General features: G+C 62.8%; 16 protein-coding genes and 2 pseudogenes. 9 read left to right on the forward strand and 9 right to left on the reverse strand.

Annotated elements, in window-relative coordinates; genetic code table 11:
- Positions 1–15 precede the first annotated feature (15 nt).
- The 6 genes and pseudogenes from RCH10_RS09860 to RCH10_RS09885 all read left to right on the forward strand — a co-directional run bounded on the left by RCH10_RS09860 (position 16) and on the right by RCH10_RS09885 (position 5058).
- Entirely contained in the window at positions 16–729 is a 714-nt protein-coding gene (locus RCH10_RS09860) for a MauE/DoxX family redox-associated membrane protein (protein ID WP_409052238.1), read from the forward strand.
- Complete coding sequence (gene cyoA, locus RCH10_RS09865; protein WP_409052207.1) at positions 719–1543, forward strand: ubiquinol oxidase subunit II; 825 nt, start codon at positions 719–721, stop codon at positions 1541–1543. Before RCH10_RS09860 ends, cyoA begins: the two co-directional genes overlap by 11 nt.
- A 9-nt stretch (positions 1544–1552) precedes the next feature.
- Entirely contained in the window at positions 1553–3544 is a 1992-nt protein-coding gene (gene cyoB / locus RCH10_RS09870; protein ID WP_409052208.1) for a cytochrome o ubiquinol oxidase subunit I, read from the forward strand.
- Positions 3541–4176 (forward strand): cytochrome c oxidase subunit 3, encoded by a 636-nt coding sequence (locus RCH10_RS09875; protein WP_409052209.1) that lies wholly within the window; start codon positions 3541–3543, stop codon positions 4174–4176. Before cyoB ends, RCH10_RS09875 begins: the two co-directional genes overlap by 4 nt.
- Positions 4173–4523, forward strand: a complete 351-nt coding sequence (cyoD, locus tag RCH10_RS09880) for a cytochrome o ubiquinol oxidase subunit IV (RefSeq protein ID WP_409052210.1) — start codon at positions 4173–4175, stop codon at positions 4521–4523. The genes RCH10_RS09875 and cyoD overlap by 4 nt, the downstream gene beginning before the upstream one ends.
- Before the next feature lie 15 nt (positions 4524–4538).
- Positions 4539–5058, forward strand: a pseudogene (locus RCH10_RS09885) (glutathione S-transferase family protein).
- 34 nt (positions 5059–5092) lie between these two features.
- On the opposite strand, the gene RCH10_RS09890 reads toward RCH10_RS09885, so the two are convergent.
- From RCH10_RS09890 to RCH10_RS09900, 3 genes are all read right to left on the reverse strand, one after another.
- Positions 5093–5782: a chemotaxis protein CheB gene (locus tag RCH10_RS09890; RefSeq protein ID WP_409052211.1), complete on the reverse strand. Its 690-nt coding sequence runs from the start codon at positions 5780–5782 to the stop codon at positions 5093–5095.
- The gene (locus tag RCH10_RS09895) at positions 5779–6264 is read right to left on the reverse strand and encodes a response regulator transcription factor (RefSeq protein ID WP_409052212.1); all 486 of its coding nucleotides are present in this window, start codon (positions 6262–6264) and stop codon (positions 5779–5781) included. The genes RCH10_RS09890 and RCH10_RS09895 overlap by 4 nt, the downstream gene beginning before the upstream one ends.
- 369 nt (positions 6265–6633) lie before the next feature.
- Positions 6634–7245: an RNA polymerase sigma factor gene (locus RCH10_RS09900; RefSeq protein WP_409052213.1), complete on the reverse strand. Its 612-nt coding sequence runs from the start codon at positions 7243–7245 to the stop codon at positions 6634–6636.
- A 408-nt stretch (positions 7246–7653) separates the two neighbouring features.
- Here RCH10_RS09900 and RCH10_RS09905 point away from each other — a divergent pair, with 408 nt between their 5' ends.
- Together RCH10_RS09905 and RCH10_RS09910 are read left to right on the forward strand one after the other, a co-directional pair.
- Positions 7654–7821, forward strand: coding sequence for a hypothetical protein (locus RCH10_RS09905; RefSeq protein ID WP_409052214.1), 168 nt, complete (start codon positions 7654–7656; stop codon positions 7819–7821).
- A gap of 230 nt (positions 7822–8051) precedes the next feature.
- Positions 8052–8465: a fasciclin domain-containing protein gene (locus tag RCH10_RS09910; protein ID WP_187052351.1), complete on the forward strand. Its 414-nt coding sequence runs from the start codon at positions 8052–8054 to the stop codon at positions 8463–8465.
- Positions 8466–8586: 121 nt separating this feature from the next.
- Here the strand turns inward: RCH10_RS09910 and RCH10_RS09915 are convergent, their stop codons facing one another.
- The 6 genes from RCH10_RS09915 to RCH10_RS09940 all read right to left on the reverse strand — a co-directional run bounded on the left by RCH10_RS09915 (position 8587) and on the right by RCH10_RS09940 (position 15002).
- On the reverse strand, positions 8587–9573 hold the full coding sequence (locus RCH10_RS09915; protein ID WP_409052215.1) for a MerR family transcriptional regulator: 987 nt from the start codon (positions 9571–9573) through the stop codon (positions 8587–8589).
- A 75-nt stretch (positions 9574–9648) separates the two neighbouring features.
- Positions 9649–10536, reverse strand: coding sequence for a Brp/Blh family beta-carotene 15,15'-dioxygenase (locus RCH10_RS09920; protein ID WP_409052216.1), 888 nt, complete (start codon positions 10534–10536; stop codon positions 9649–9651).
- Between the two features lie 4 nt (positions 10537–10540).
- A complete protein-coding gene (locus RCH10_RS09925; RefSeq protein ID WP_409052217.1) occupies positions 10541–11701 on the reverse strand; it encodes a lycopene cyclase family protein in 1161 nt (386 codons plus the stop codon).
- Entirely contained in the window at positions 11691–12644 is a 954-nt protein-coding gene (locus RCH10_RS09930; protein WP_409052218.1) for a phytoene/squalene synthase family protein, read from the reverse strand. The genes RCH10_RS09925 and RCH10_RS09930 overlap by 11 nt, the downstream gene beginning before the upstream one ends.
- 14 nt (positions 12645–12658) lie before the next feature.
- Positions 12659–14245: a phytoene desaturase family protein gene (gene crtI, locus RCH10_RS09935; protein WP_323496928.1), complete on the reverse strand. Its 1587-nt coding sequence runs from the start codon at positions 14243–14245 to the stop codon at positions 12659–12661.
- A gap of 4 nt (positions 14246–14249) precedes the next feature.
- Positions 14250–15002, reverse strand: coding sequence for a bacteriorhodopsin-like (locus RCH10_RS09940; RefSeq protein WP_409052219.1), 753 nt, complete (start codon positions 15000–15002; stop codon positions 14250–14252).
- 313 nt (positions 15003–15315) lie between these two features.
- Here RCH10_RS09940 and RCH10_RS09945 point away from each other — a divergent pair.
- A pseudogene (locus RCH10_RS09945) lies at positions 15316–15522 on the forward strand (hypothetical protein); the annotation flags it as partial.

Below are 15522 nucleotides of genomic sequence, written 5' to 3' on the forward strand. Positions count from 1 at the left end.
GCAACGCTCTATCGCATGGTCATGCCGGAGCACGTCTGCCCCTTCGGTCTCAAGGCCCGGCATCTTCTGCTCAGCAAAGGCTATGCGGTGGACGATCGATGGCTCAAGACGCGCGAGGAAACCGATGCATTCAAAGCGTCTCGACACGTGGATACGACGCCCCAGACCTTCATTGGAGATGAGCGAGTCGGCACGTACGACGACCTGAGACGTTTCTTCGGCAAACGCTTAAGTGACCCGAACGTCGCTTCCTATCGCCCCGTCATCGCAGTCTTCCTCTGCGCGTTGTTGATGGCAATCGCCGCGCTGGTCGCATTGCGGGAAGCGACTCCTGCCTGGCAGGCCATCCGATGGTTCGTGGCGTTCAGCATGTGCATCCTCGCGCTTTTGAAGCTTCAGGACGTCGAGAGCTTCTCGACGATGTTTCTCAACTATGACCTGCTGGCGCGACGATGGGTGCCGTACGCCTACATCTATCCATTTGCCGAGTTCCTTGCCGGGCTGTTGATGATCTCCGGCCGGTTGTCGGTCGTCGCGATTCCCGTGGCACTTTTCATCGGCAGCATTGGCGCCGTGTCCGTCATCAAGGCGGTGTACGTCGACCGCCGCGAACTCAAGTGCGCATGCGTGGGAGGCAGCAGCAATGTTCCGCTTGGCTTCGTGTCGCTGACGGAAAACCTGATGATGGTGACCATGGCGGTGTGGATGGCGGTAGAGCATGTCATTTAGCTGGCCGGGGCCGGGTTGGCTCTCGGCGGGCGTGCTGGACCCGAAAGGCCCGGTCGCGTCGGCGGAACACTTGATCCTGCTCAATGCCACGGTGATCATGCTGGCGGTGATCGTGCCGGTCGCCCTGCTGACGCTCGGATTCGCTTGGTGGTTCCGTAAGGGCAATCCCCGCGCCACGCGTCGTCCCAACTGGTCGTATTCGGGCCCGCTCGAGGTGGTTGTGTGGTCCATCCCCTTGCTGGTCATTCTGTTTCTGGGCGGTATTGCCTGGCTCGGCTCGCACGATCTCGATCCGCGCAAGCCACTGGCATCGGAACAGGCCCCGCTGGACATCCAGGTGGTGTCGCTGGACTGGAAATGGCTTTTCCTCTGCCCGGAGGGCGGGGTCGCGACCGTTAACCACCTGGTCGTGCCCACAGGTCGGCCGCTGCGCCTACACCTTACGTCGGCCAGCGTCATGAACAGCTTCTTCGTGCCGCAGTTGGGCAGCCAGATTTACACCATGGCGGGCATGGCCAGGCAGCTTCATTTGCAGGCAGATCAGGCGGGCACGTTCCCCGGCTTATCGGCCCAGTTCAGCGGTGAAGGGTTTTCCGACATGCGCTTCATGGTCGATGCGGTGCCACCGCAGGATTTCGCGGCGTGGCTCGCCAAGGCGAAGTCCGGTCCGGAGGTGCTCGATGCCGACGCCTACCTCGCGCTGGCAAAACCCGGCACGAGCGCTGCAACGGCTTACCGCCTGAACGAGCCCAACCTGTTTGACGCCATCGTGCGCGGCGACGGCCAGCCGAAGACGTCCACGCACCTTCACTGAGAGAACCGCATGCTCGGCAAACTGAGTTGGTCTTCCTTGCCCCTGGGCCAACCCATTCCACTGATGGCAGCTGCCCTGGTCGGACTGGTGATCCTGGGCCTGCTGGCCCTGGTCACATGGAAGGGATGGTGGCCGGTTCTGTGGAAGGACTGGATCACCAGCGTCGACCACAAGCGCGTCGGTGTGATGTACATCCTGCTTGCCCTGGTCATGCTGATGCGCGGCTTCGTGGACGCGCTCATGATGCGCTCGCAGCTGGCACTCGCGGCCGGCGGCGCGCAGGGCTATCTGCCACCCGAGCACTACAACCAGATCTTCTCCGCCCACGGAACGATCATGATCTTCTTCGTTGCCATGACCTTCATGGTCGGCCTGATGAATTTCGTGGTGCCGTTGCAGATCGGGGCGCGCGATGTGGCGTTTCCCGTGATGAACTCGGTCAGCTTCTGGCTGACGGCGGCAGGGGTACTGCTCATCAACCTGTCGCTGGTCGTGGGCGAGTTCGCCCGCACCGGCTGGCTTGCCTATCCACCACTTTCGGAGCTGGCCTATTCGCCGGATGTCGGCGTTGACTACTACCTCTGGGCGCTGCAGATATCGGGGGTCGGTACGCTGCTCTCCGGCATCAACCTCACCACCACCATCTTGAAGATGCGGACCTACGGCATGAGCTATTCGCGCATGCCGATCTTCTGCTGGACCGCGTTGGCCTCGAACCTGCTCATCATCGCGGCCTTTCCGATCCTCACGGCCACCTTCGCGATGCTGCTGCTGGACCGCTACCTGGGCTTTCACTTCTTCACGAACGACCTTGGCGGCAACGCGATGATGTACGTCAACCTCATATGGGCCTGGGGCCACCCGGAGGTCTACATCCTCATCCTGCCGGCGTTCGGCGTGTTCTCGGAGGTGATCTCGACGTTCTCCGGCAAGCCCGTGTTCGGCTACCGCTCGATGGCGATCGCCACGATGGCGATCTGCATCCTGTCCTTCATGGTCTGGTTGCACCATTTTTTCACCATGGGCGCCGGCGCGGACGTGAACGGTTTCTTCGGCGTCATGACCATGATCATCGCCGTGCCGACCGGCGTGAAGGTGTTCAACTGGCTCTTCACGCTTTACGGCGGCGACGTCCGCTTCAGCGTCCCGATGTTGTGGGCACTCGGGTTCATGGTCACCTTCGTGATCGGCGGCATGACGGGCGTATTGCTGGCCATTCCGCCGGTGGACTTCGTGGTGCACAACAGCCTCTTCCTGGTGGCGCACTTTCACAACGTGATCATCGGCGGCGTGCTCTTCGGCGGCTTCGCCGGCTACACGTACTGGTTTCCCAAGGCGTTCGGCTTCACGCTGGACGAGCGCTGGGGCAAGGTGATTTTCTGGTGCTGGCTGGTCGGCTTCTACCTGGCCTTCATGCCGCTTTACCTGCTCGGACTGATGGGGGCGACACGCCGCATGCAGCACTACGCCGATTCGTCCTGGCAACCCCTGATGCTCGTGGCCATGGCGGGCGCCGTCGTCATTCTCGTCGGCATCGTGTGCACGATCGTGCAACTCGTCGTCAGTATTCGCAGCCGCTATGAGCGCATCGACACGACAGGTGATCCGTGGAACGGTCGCGGACTGGAGTGGTCGATGCCGTCGCCGCCGCCCGCCTGGAATTTCGACACGCTCGTTCAGGTGCGCGGGCGCGATGCCTTCTGGGACATGAAGCATGGAAGCAAGCCGGAAACCGAGGACGCTTCTTCTTCATCGGCACCGGTCGCACCCCCGGCCCCACGGCCGCGAAATTCCTCGGACATCGTGCTGCCCGCCCCGAGCGCCCTGGGTTTCTTTCTCGCCTTCTTCGCCGTCGTGCTCGGGTTCAGCATGGTGTGGCACATCTGGTGGCTCGCGGTAGTTGGCTCGATCGGTATCGTGGCGGCACTGCTCTGGCATTCATGGCGGCCGACACCTGAGATCCATGTGCCGGCGCGAGCGCTGGAGGCGAGCGCCGCATGAGCACGATGACCGCTCACGCCGGCACACGCGACCTCTCCGACGAAGAGGTGCCCGCGTCCGAGCGCGGTCCTGCGTCGACGCGGGTGGTGGTGACCTACGGCTTCTGGCTCTTTTTGTTGAGCGACATCGTGATGTTCGCGGCCTTCTTCGCGAGCTATTCGGTGTTGCATGGCCATACGGCCGGAGGTCCTTCGGGCCATGAGCTCTTCCACCGCGACAAGGTGCTGATCGAAACAGCTTGCTTGCTGTTTTCTAGCTTCTCTTGCGCGCTGCTTTCCCTTTCGGTGGACCGGCAAAACAAGTTCGCCACCTTCGCCTCCGGACTGGTGACCTTGGCGCTGGGCGCGACTTTCGTGGCGCTGGAAGCGTCCGAGTTCACGGTCATGCTCGCGAGCGGCGCAGGCCCCAGCCACAGCGCGTTTCTCTCCGCCTTCTTCGCGCTGGTTGGCCTTCATGGCCTGCATGTGAGCGTCGGGATTTTCTGGCTGATCGTGATGTTGGCGCAAATCGCCATGCTCGGTTTTGCGCCGGAGGTCGTGCGGCGCATGCTGTGCTTCAGCCTGTTCTGGCACGCGCTCGACATTGTCTGGATCGGCGTGTTCACCATCGTCTATTTGGGAGCATTCAAATGAACGAAGCGATTGACAAGAAGCCCGCCTCGGACGGCGCGCCTGGCGACGGCAGCGATCTGCGCACCAGCCTCTGGAAATACGCGGCTGGCCTGGGGCTTTCGGTGGTGTTGACACTGGCCTCGTTCTGGGTGTCCGGCAGCGACGCCGTGTGGTCGCAAGGCATCCCTGTTTTGCTCGCTGCGCTGGCGATCGGTCAGATGGGGATCCATCTGGTGTTCTTCCTGCACGTGTCCAGCGGACCCGAGGGCACCAACAACATTCTTGCGCTGGCCTTCGGTGTGTTCGTGGTGGCGCTGGTGGTGTTCGGCTCGATGATCATCATGGCCAACCTCGATGCGAACATGTGATGGGTACGACGCCGATTGAAAGAAACAGCGGCAGATGCCCGCATCCTGCTGGCAGAAAAAGGGCTCGCCCACGAGACGGTGCAGGTCGACCTGCGCACCAACGAACAACTGGGCGAGGCCTACCGCCTGATCAATCCTCTGTGCACCGTGCCGGCGCTGCGAAGCGAGGAAGGATTGCTCCTGACCGACAACGCTGCGATAGCGGCGTATATCGATGCGCGGTATCCGGAGCCATCGTTTTTGGGCGTGACGGCGGCCGAACGCGCTGAGGTCGCCAGCTGGAACTCGCGCATTGAATTCGACGGGTTGATGGCCATTGCCGATGCGCTACGCAACAGCGCCCCGTCGCTGGTCAACCGCGCCTTGCCGGGGCCCGTAGACCATGCACAGATTCCCGAACTCGCACAGCGCGGCTTGGCCAGAGTGCAGCAGTTCCGACTTTGCGCGCGTGGTGAAAGTCAAGCCGACCGAGCAGCATTCCCACCTGTTGCGCTGGCGTGCCGCAATGGCCGAGCGGCCCTCGATGTCGCTCTAGGGAGGCGCCCATATAAGCGCCTCCCTAAAGATTCCTAGTTCTGCGAGCGCTCGCCCTTCAAGAACAATCCTTTAGATGGCTTCTCACCGGCTGCCAAGCTGATTAGGAGCGGCGCCATGTCATCAAGCGAACTAGAGTAATCGGGGTGGTCACCGCGAATCGCATTTGAAGGCATGCTGGGGTCGACCGCTTCTTCCGGGTTTTCGACCACGCCAACTCCCCCGGCGGCCTCTATGACCGAGAGTCCCGCCGTTCCGTCGTGAGAAGCCCCGCTGAGCACGACGCCAACCACTCGGTAACCGTATGCGGCAGCCGCCGACTCAAAAAGAACATTCACTGAGGGGCCGCCGCTGGAGAAGGCGCCTGAACGCTCAAGGTCAACAATTCCTGCTTGCCCAACTCGCATGTCGTAATTCGGTGGCGCTATGAGGACTTGACCGCGCCGAATCAACGCGTTGTTACTTGCAAAACTGACCTTCAGCCGTGAGTAAGTACGCAGAATTTGCAGCACGACCGCTGTTGGCTGAGAACCGATGTCCAAAGCGATTAACACCGCTGCGTCAAACGATGGTGGTATTCCAATAAGCAACTTGGAAAGTGCGCTCAGTCCACCCATCGCGGCACCGATCACGACGATGTCTCTTCGTCCACCAAGCAAAGCGTGCTCTCCACTCGCGGCGGTGGCCCATCTTGAAGCAAGAGTTGTTGCGGTGTCCATTGTCATAAGCTTGCGTTCGCGGTGGTACCCGAACGTACACGGAGTGGTCGATCGCCTTCTGCATAAAGCGCAACGTCGGAGCTCTTTGAAAGCAATGTCGTCAACGCTGCCGTGAGTTTCTGCGAGCCTGTGGCTTTGCTGATGTATAGGTCTGCACCGGCCGCGATACATTTGTTTTCCATCTCTGAAGCAGGGGACGCCGAGTAGACCGCCAACGGCGTGTAGGGGTAAAGCCGTCTGATGTGAAGCACACCAGAATAGCCAGACGCATCCGGCAGATTGAGATCCAGAATGATTGCCAAGGGAGGCGCCAGCGAACTTATGCTGGGGGGTACTTCGGCAAGACTTCCAAATTCAGAAATACGGGCATCTGCGCGAAGTCGTCGAAGTACGGAAGCAATAGCGTCGCGCATGATCGGGTGGTCGTCGATGACATAGATCGCGGTGCTTCTGCCTGCGCTGTCGACTTGATCGGAATCTGGATTCATCCCGATTGTCCATTCCGCCCCCATTGCAGTCTTATTTGCATCGTATGCAATACGCGTTTGTGGGGGAGACGCAGACGTCTCCATTTGGTTGTCGAGGTCCTGGCGAAGCAAGTCTGAGATCACGGGAAGCATTCCGGCGCGTAGACGGTCTTCTGCCACGTATACGGCGGCTGCAAGCAAATGTTTATCCAGGGGGCGGCCACCCAGATGGGCATGCACTAGGGCTTGAGCTACGGTCCGAGATAGGGTCATAAGAGCGTCCTCGTGGAAAAGAGAACTTCAACCTTATCGACGAACACATTTTTTTACTGTGCGATTGCCCACATAGGATCACGTCGTTGACTTGCGCCCTTCTTTGTAGCCGATCGGTCAGGGTGCCGGGCTTGCCTGAACGATCATGGCATTGCGCAAGTTGCTCAAGCCGCGGCGCGCACACGTCTTGACTGTGCCGATCGGCATACCCGTGCACGATGCGACCTCGCTGTGCGTCATGTCGCTCAGAAAAGCAAGTCTGAGCACGTTGCGCTGCGTGGCCTTGAGTTGACCCACATGACGGCACAATGATTCGCACTGTCTTTTGGCGTCCAGCGCGCTTCCAGGATCTGGCTGATCAGACGGCAAAGTTTCTTCATCAGGCTCTTCAAAGGAAAACGTCAGACTTTCTCTGCTGGTCACCAGCCGACGCAGGCTCTCGATTGCTCGGCTGCGCGTGATCACCGTCATCCATGCCATCGCGACGCCGCGCTCGGCCACGAAGTCCGGAGCCAGCCTCCAAATCGTCACATATGCCTCCTGAAGAACGTCCTCTGCAATCTCTTTTCTGCGAACAACTTTGAGCGCGCAATAGTAGAGAGAAATGCGCGAAAGGTCGTAGAGGTCGCGAAAGGCTTGCGAGTCTCCCGCCGCGATCTGATGAACAAGATTTTCGAGATGTGTGTCTCCGTCTGCTGAAGCGTTCCCCACTGTGCGCGATGATTTCATGTGCACACAAGTTCCCAGAAATCAAAGCCGTTGGTGGTAAGACAAAAGCTTGCGTTGTCGTGCGGTTGGAAAACTAACGCGCGGGGCCAACGGCGTGCCCGTGGCATTCAATCAGGCTTGGTAGGGCATCCCTCACAGTGTCTGAGCGCCCTGGAGCACACGTGCGCGTCGAGTTGCGGCATGTAGTGGCCCTCCAACTCACTTCAAAGGTTTGCTATGTCAAAGTTGTCAACGATTCTCATCTCCGCATGTTTGGCTCTCGGCTCGGTTTCGGCATCGGCTCAGGGTGCAGGTGGCGGGGCTGGTGGAGGTGGCGGTGGCGGTGGCGGTTTGAACGGCGGTTCGGCAACGAGCAGCGGCTCTAGCGATGGGGGTACCTCGGGGGGTAGCACGTCCAACAGTCAATCCATGAGGAAAGGCAGCATGGGCAAGGACCCGATGAGCAACGACAAGATGTCCAACGGCACGATGGACAAGAACAACATGTCGCCGAACAAGATGGGCAAGAATCCGATGGCTACCGGCTCAATGCCGGCCGACTCCACGGGTGGAAAACGCACTCCTGATCCCAAGTAAACCCGCTCCTTCAAAAGAGTCGATCCAGACGGCATGCGAGCCGGTGAAACTCCAACACACAATGCAATGGCCTTGCATGACTGCGTGCACGCGCAGTCGAATTAGATTCGAGCCAGCGAATGTGGGACCGGCATCGACTCCAACGGTTGTGGCCAAGTCCTTTAAACGCACTTTCTGTGCACCGGTGTCGCAACGACCCGGCTTCGCTGACAAACGATTGGAAATTTCTTATGCATGACATCATCGACACGGCCGTTGCCGCAGGCAGCTTCAAGACTCTCGCAGCCGCTCTCACTGCCGCTGACCTGGTGGCCACTCTCAAGGGCCCGGGCCCGTTCACGGTGTTCGCCCCGACGGACGAAGCCTTTGCCAAGCTGCCCGCCGGTACGGTCGACAGCCTGCTCAAGGACATCCCGAAGCTCAAAGCCATCCTGACGTACCACGTGGTGGCAGGCAAGGTCTTGGCTGCCGACGTCATGACGATGGACGGCAAGTCGGCGACCACGGTCAACGGCGCGGCACTGAAAATCAGCACGACCGGCGGCGTGAAGCTGAACGGCGAAGTCAACGTCGTGAAGACTGACATCGAGTGCACCAATGGCGTGATCCACGTCATCGACTCGGTGTTGCTGCCTTCGGCCTGAGTGTCCAAGACTCAATAGAATCCGTACGGGTTCTATTAAATACAGCCCGCAGGCCACCGCCTGCGGGCTTATTTTTTGGCATCGCCATGAGTTAAGTGCTGGCATGGCACTCACGGAGTCTCTACGCTTCACGCGCTGGTGTGCCCTCATTCGCCATGAGCCGCGTCAGCGCTTCTTCCAGAATTGCACGGCAGTGTCCGCTGGCGCGATACAGCATCGCGTGGGCCGATTCATCGGCGCCGTTGCTGCTCTCGCAGTCCAGGCTGTAGCGTTCGAAGGCATTGAGTCGCATCAACAGGTCGGCGACGTGGTTCGGGCACTCGCATTGCACTCTGGACGGCACCTGTGCCAGCTGGTCGAGCACCGCATCGTCGTAGCGTCGTGGCGCCGCCGGATGCACCAGCAGTTCCGAGAAAGTGTCGGGCGCGGAGGGCGCGATCGACAGTCCGAGCAAACAGATGCGCGCGAGCTGCGCCGGGTCGGCCGGTGCTGCCAGCGCGATGACGTTGGCGTCGTCGAGTCGCGCCAGGCTCCGCCGATTGCCGAAGCCGTAGACCACGATGACGACGCGCGCACGAGTCGTTTCCTGCAACTGCCGTACGGCTGCAGGCAGTGAAGGGGCAAGTACGGATGCCTCGATGATCACGGCATCTACCGGGCCGTCGATCATGCCGGTCGATGTGCCGCCGGCGTCGGTCAGCGAAGGCAGGACGCCCTGCAGTCGCACGTCGGTGCGATCGCCCCACGCCGTGGCGAGCCGGGCGCCCAGCGTTGTGCCGCACACGACGACCCGACAGCCACGTTCCGTTGTCTGCGCCGCTCCCACTGGATTAAATTTGAAACGGGCCTTGATCTGCCGGTCGGTCAGCGACGCCACGGTGCCGATCGCATGGCCCGCGTCGACCGCGGCCTTGATCAGCGACAGGCGCTCGATGTCGGCGCGCCGATAGAGGCGCACGTTGGTGGCGCTGCGCGTCGGCTGCACGACCGCATGGCGTGACTCCCACACACGGATCGTCTGGACCGGAATGCCGGTGAGATTCGAGACGGTGGCGATCCGGTAGACACCGTCGAGGGGCGCATTGGCGCTGGTTGAAATGTCTTTCATGAAGGCTGGAATGGTTAGGGCGAGACAGCGAGGACGTTGGCAACGGGGTGAGTGAGAGTAAGGGCGCGCTGCGTTCTATTGTCCGGGCGGCGCTGGCCGCGATGCTCGGCGTACCCTTTCCAGCAGCGCCATGTGCGGCAGCGTCAACGCCGCCAGACCGACGAAGCCGAGTTGCAGCACCCATGTTTCCAGTGGCATCTCACTGGCCAGCAGCCCGGCTCCCACGGCGGCGATAAACACTGCGACAGTCGGCCAAAGCGCCATCGCCAGCGCACGGCGGGCATCGGCCGCCTGCCGGCTGGGCAGGGTGCGCAGGATATGGCGCGGGCTGTGCATGGCGCAGAAATAAACCGCGAACGCGACCAGCGGGGGCGCCGCCGTCGACACTGCGGCCAACGCCGCCAGTTCGGTCGCGGCAAGCGGCGATCTCCTGGCCTCCAGCAAGCAGGCGAGCACGGTCGCGCACAACCAGGGCGCCGCGAGCAGGCGCAACGCCGGCATGACGAAGGCCGCGCTGGCCGGGCCGGCCACCAGGCCCAGCAGCCGCTGCAACTCCGCGCCGTGGCACAAGGCCGGCAGGACGATCACCGCGCCGCCATACAAGGCGCGCGTCGGCCATGCCACTCCCGCCTCAGGATCGGCGCCGAAGTGCAGTGCGGAGAAGCCGAGAAAGGCAGACAAAAAAACCGTCGGCGCCACCCACCAGAGACCGACGACCAGTGCGGCCAGGCCAACGTAGCGTAGCGAGAACACCGTCCATGCCCTGATGCCTGTCAGGCCCAGCAAGCGACGCGCGACCACCACGTCCAGGGAGCCGTGCGGCACGCCGAGCAACAACACCAGTGCGCCGACGGCGATCAGCTCGCGCCCCGGTTCCGCTTTGAAGCCGGCCAGCAACGCCAGCAAAAGCACCAGCGAGACCGCGCAAAAAATGCGACCTTGCAGCCGCAAGCCGAAGGTCATCGCGTCAGGCCTCGGCCAAGTCGCGCCGCGTCGGCCGGAGCAGCTGGCGCAGGAACAGCCCCGCGGGCAACGAAGCGACGATGGCGGCACGGTCGAGCAAGGTCCCGCGATCGCCCAGGAAGCGGACGATGCGACGCATGTCGGTGCCACCGAACAGGCGCACGAACAGCTCGGCTCCCCGCTCGGGCTGGCTTCGCAGTACGTCCAGGAAAAGCCGGTCCATGATTCGGGTGAGCAACGGATCGGGCTGGTGTCCGCGCGGCGTGTCGCCGTGGCGGAGCGACTCGCCGCAGGCATCGGCCCAGCGCTGGATGCGCTGAAAAGCGTAGCCCGTGGCCGGCCGGGCCGCGCCGCTCATCAGACCAGCGCGCAAGTGGCCCCGGCCCAGCGCCCCCGGGTCGTGTGCCATCCCCATCGGCAGCATGCCGGCTTCGCTGCGCACCACCCGGGTCGGCGCATCGCCGCAAAGCCGTCGCACGGCGCGCCGGTGGTGCTGGGCCAGGTCGGACGGGCCGCGCGGGTGGGGGTCGAACAGCGTGGTTTCGACCAGTGCCCGGTCCGGTGCCAACGGCAACACATAGGTGAACGCGACCGCTCCCGGCACCGCGTCCGTAAAGTCCATCAGTTCCACGCAAGCAGCGTCGAACACCGGCCGCTCGCACACCAGCTCCTGCCCAAAAAACGACTGCCAGAGTGTCGAATCGCCGTGCCGGGGCACGCTTGGCGGGCGCGTGTCGATCACCTGTGCGGCCGTGAGCGCACCGGCCGAAGTCTCGACGCGCCACCCGTGCGCCACCGCCACGGGTGAACCGATCACCGACACCCCCAGCGACAGACGCACCGTATCGCTGTTCGCGAGCACGTGGCGTGCGTGCGTGTAGAAGGCGCCGGCTTCCAGCAGTTGATAGGGCGTCTGCGGGCAGTCGGCGACCACCGTGCGTGAGGCCGAGCGCACGGCGATGCGCGACCAGCTCTGCGTCACCAGGGGTTCGAAGCGATGCGGCCCGAGCCGCCAGAAGCACCAGCTGCGGTCGTTGGCATAGTCCGGCCGCGCCTCGATCACTGCCACGCGCCGGCAGCGACCGGGGGCTTCTGCCAGCCGCAGCGCCAGGCTCAGGCCCGCGCAGCCGCCACCGAGGATCAGCAGGTCGAGATCAGTCTGCAACACCCGCCCTCGCGAGCCAGGCCGAGCCGGGGTGGGGCGGCAGGGCGCCGTACGGCCGCGCGCTCGACGTCGGCGTTGGCGTCTGCCCGCCGCCCCAGCGTGCGCCGAGCGTCCCGGCCAGAGCACCTAGCGTGATCGCCACCTTGCCGCCGTTGCCGACCATCGCCCGTGACGACCAGCAATCGTATTCCCGCTCCCGCAGGACGAGGCCGATGCCGCGATAGACCCGTGCTGCCACCAGGATCCCGGTGCGCGCGCCGGCGGGCAGAAAGCGCAACCCCAACTCTCCACTGGCGTAGAAGCGGTCGGCCAGATCCAGCAGCGTGCAAAGTGCGTGGGTGGCTGTCGCGCGCACTGCGACGCTGGGATCGACCAAGGCGGCCGGCGTGAGCTCGCCCACCAGCGTCGCTGGCAGGTAGCGCCTCCCGAGCAGCGCATCGTCGCGAACATCGCGGCAGATGTTCGTGAGTTGCATGGCGATGCCGAGGTCGATGGCATGCGGCAACGCCTCGGGCGCGGTCACATCCAGTGCCGCCGTCATCATCAGGCCGACGGTGCCGGCAACGCGGTAGCAATAGCGCAGCAGTTCGTCCATGTCGGCGAAGCGCACCTCACCGAGGTCGCTCCTGACACCACGGATCAACTCGAGCGGGATCGACGCATCGATGTGACAGGAATCCATCAGCTGCAGCATGTCGCGCACTTCGGCGTCGTCGGACCGGCCGGTGTCCAGTGCACGGCGGACGGTGTCCAGTGCGGCATGGGCTGCGGCCGGCGAAGCAGCGTCGTCGGCCAGATCGTCGATGCGGCGGCAAAAGCCGTAGAGCCGCGTGGCGCGCTCGGCATGTCGGGTGCCGAGCAGGCGACGGGCCCAGTGAAAGCTGCGTCCATGCCGTGCCAGCAACTGGTCGGCAGCGGCGTAGGCGGCGTCGGGGGAGTTCATGACATCGTGTCTTTTCATGCGCCGTGAGGCTCTTGCCGCACCACCATCTCGGCAGCCGGGACCATTGAATCGACGACCTTCGCCGAGCAAAGCACACCTGGCAGACCGGCACCCGGATGCGTGCCGGCCCCGACCAGGTAAAGGTTGCGGATGCCCTCGGCCCGGTTGTGGAAACGGAACCAGGCCGATTGCCGGAACAGCGGCGCGACCGAGAAGCCGGCCCCGTGCACGCTCAGGTAGTCGTGGCTGAAGTCGCGTGGCGTCATGCTGAACTCGGCGGTGATGGTGGCTGCCAGGCCCGGCAGGATGGTTCGGTCCAGCGCTGCGACGATCCGGTCGCGCAGCTTGGGGCCTTCCAGGCTCCAGTCCAGGTCGGCCTGAAGGTTGGGCACCGGGCACAGCACATAGAAGCTCTCGCAGCCGTCCGGCGCGAAACTCGGGTCGGTGGCGGTGGGCCGGTGCAGATAGAGCGAGAAGTCGTCGCCGAGCGTCTTTTTGTTGAATATCTCGTCGAGCAGTTCGCGGTAGCGCTCACCGAGCCAAATGGTGTGGTGGGCTACGTCCGGATACGGCCGGCGCGTGCCGAAATAGAGCACGAACAGTCCCATCGAGTAGCTCGCCGCCGTCAGCTTCAGCCGCGACGACCATGCCTGCTTCGACTTGGGGATCATCGATGTGTACAGGTGCGCCGCATCGGCGTTGGAAACCACGAGATCCGCCGGAATGACACCGCCGCCCGCCAGCTCGACCGCGGTCGCTGCGCCGCCTTCGACCCGGATGCGTTGCACGGTGCTGCCCAGACGCACGGCAACGCCGTGGCGTTCCATCAGCCCGCCCAGCGCGCGCGTGATGGCGCCCGTTCCGCCCATAGCGAAGAACACGCCGTGGGCGCGTTCGAGGTAATGAATCAGCCCATAAATGCTGGTGGTGTCGAACGGATTGCCGCCGACCAGCAGGGGCTGGATCGAAAAGGCCTGGCGCAACTTATCGTTCTTGAGAAACGCTTTGACCAAGCCCCAGACGGTGCGATCGCAGCGCAGCCGGATCAGGCTGGGGATCAGTCGGAGCATGGTCCCTAGTTTGTCGAAAGGCTTCGCAGAAAGTTGGGTGAAGCCGATATCGAAGATGCGCCTGGAGTGTTCCAGCAGTCGCAAGTAGCCTTCGCGGTCTTCAGGCGAAATACGCCCAATCTCGGCCAGCGTTTCATCCAGCGTACCGCCGTAGTCGAAGTGATCGCCATCCGCAAATCGGAAGCGGTACCAGGGCGTTAGCGGCACCAGCTCGACGTGATCGGCCAGTCGCTCGCCGAACAACTCGAACAGCTCTTCGAAGAGAAACGGTGCGGTGATCACGGTCGGACCGGCGTCGTGTCGGAAACCGTCGCGCTCGAACACCCGAGCCCGACCGCCGAGTTGCTCGCCCCGGTCGATGAGCGTGACGCGGTAGCCTTTGGCCCGCAGACGCAAGGCAGCGGCGATGCCGCCGTAGCCTGCGCCCACCACCACGGCGTGAGGCACTTCAGCCACCCACCGCGGTGCCGATGCCCGTCGCACCGGCGGCTGATAGCCCCGAACGCGGGCCCACGAAAGCTCGGGGTTCAACGGCTTACCTCAGGGAGGCTTCGATCTCGGTCTTGCGCGAGGCGATCAGGAAGATCAACACGCCGAACACCGCCTTGGCCACCACGTCTGCCACGGTGTAGCCGACCTGCACCGCAATGGTCGCTGCGCCGCCGGTGAAACCGATCATCGGGAACACGAAGACGATCGGATAGAACAACCATGACACCACCGTCAACCAGCGGGCCGCGCTGACCAAACCGCGGGCACCGGGGGGCTGCGAGGCAATCGAGTTCCGCAGGCCGACGAAAAGGTCGTACACGATGATGACGAATGGGATCATCGCCAGCCCCCACCACAGCCAGCGGGTGCTCGGGTCTGCAGAAATTTCACCCGGGTAGCCGAGCAACACCATGAGGGCTGCGAGCAGTCCGAGCTTGGTGGCCTTAGCACGTGTTTCGGCACCCGACAGGCGCATCACCAGGATCAGTTCGATCAGCAGCAGCGGCACGGTCAACAGCCAGTCGACGTAGCGATAAGCATCGTTGAACTTGGCGCCGGTCGGCTTCATCACGCCATCGGCCAGCGAGTAGGCGGCTTCCCAGCTGTTGAAGATCCGCAGGTAGTGGTAGAGCGCGACGAGCGTTACAAGCCCGGTCACGGTGAGTGCCGTTCGGTACGACGAAGCTACCTGGGATCGCGACAGGAAGAAGAACACAGTCGCCGCTCCCATCACCGCGATGGCGAAGGAAAACGCGTTGTAGACGAGGCTGAATTGCCCGGGAGAGATGGAGTCCATGAGGAGGAGTGCCTGATTGAGAAAGAGCAGGCATGCTATTCAATGAGTTGGTTTTGTATAAGCAATAGCTATACAAAACATCTTCGTCGACAAGGATTAGGCAATCGATACGTGCAGCCGGCACCGAGCTGATGCAGGGAATGCGATACACGCCATGCGATACACGCCGTGCGATCAGCGTCGTGCTGGCGTTCCAGGCTCCCGCGCATACAGGGCCATCGACAAGCTTTTTATAAAAGCGCCCGCATTTTTTACGCGGCTTTTACGGAGTCCTGCTTAGCCTGCTGCTGTCGTCAAACAACTGCACAGCTCAATGAAAAGTATCGTTATCAAAGCCGGTCTGACCGGTGTCTTTGCCACCGTGTCTTGCCTTTCCTTCGCGCAATCCGCACCAGGCACTGTCGGTGATGCAGCGGCCGCCGCTCCGGCGACGTCCCCCCTGACCGCCAACATCTCGCTGACCACGAACTACAAGTTCCGCGGCCAGGACCAGGACACCATCGGCCACAACGGCTTGTAC

Origin of the sequence: Variovorax sp. GrIS 2.14 (assembly GCF_046115955.1) — a bacterium.
Taxonomy (GTDB): domain Bacteria; phylum Pseudomonadota; class Gammaproteobacteria; order Burkholderiales; family Burkholderiaceae_C; genus Variovorax.

Coding starts and splice junctions, on each gene's coding strand:
- cyoB (WP_409052208.1), top strand. CDS start 1,553: ATGCTCGGCAAACTGAGTTGGTCTTCCTTGCCCCTGGGCCAACCCATT.
- RCH10_RS09895 (WP_409052212.1), bottom strand. CDS start 6,264: ATGAATCCAGATTCCGATCAAGTCGACAGCGCAGGCAGAAGCACCGCG.
- RCH10_RS09875 (WP_409052209.1), top strand. CDS start 3,541: ATGAGCACGATGACCGCTCACGCCGGCACACGCGACCTCTCCGACGAA.
- cyoD (WP_409052210.1), top strand. CDS start 4,173: ATGAACGAAGCGATTGACAAGAAGCCCGCCTCGGACGGCGCGCCTGGC.
- RCH10_RS09910 (WP_187052351.1), top strand. CDS start 8,052: ATGCATGACATCATCGACACGGCCGTTGCCGCAGGCAGCTTCAAGACT.
- RCH10_RS09900 (WP_409052213.1), bottom strand. CDS start 7,245: ATGAAATCATCGCGCACAGTGGGGAACGCTTCAGCAGACGGAGACACA.
- cyoA (WP_409052207.1), top strand. CDS start 719: ATGTCATTTAGCTGGCCGGGGCCGGGTTGGCTCTCGGCGGGCGTGCTG.
- RCH10_RS09905 (WP_409052214.1), top strand. CDS start 7,654: ATGAGGAAAGGCAGCATGGGCAAGGACCCGATGAGCAACGACAAGATG.
- RCH10_RS09930 (WP_409052218.1), bottom strand. CDS start 12,644: ATGAACTCCCCCGACGCCGCCTACGCCGCTGCCGACCAGTTGCTGGCA.
- RCH10_RS09920 (WP_409052216.1), bottom strand. CDS start 10,536: ATGACCTTCGGCTTGCGGCTGCAAGGTCGCATTTTTTGCGCGGTCTCG.
- RCH10_RS09890 (WP_409052211.1), bottom strand. CDS start 5,782: ATGACAATGGACACCGCAACAACTCTTGCTTCAAGATGGGCCACCGCC.
- RCH10_RS09940 (WP_409052219.1), bottom strand. CDS start 15,002: ATGGACTCCATCTCTCCCGGGCAATTCAGCCTCGTCTACAACGCGTTT.
- RCH10_RS09860 (WP_409052238.1), top strand. CDS start 16: ATGGTCATGCCGGAGCACGTCTGCCCCTTCGGTCTCAAGGCCCGGCAT.
- RCH10_RS09915 (WP_409052215.1), bottom strand. CDS start 9,573: ATGAAAGACATTTCAACCAGCGCCAATGCGCCCCTCGACGGTGTCTAC.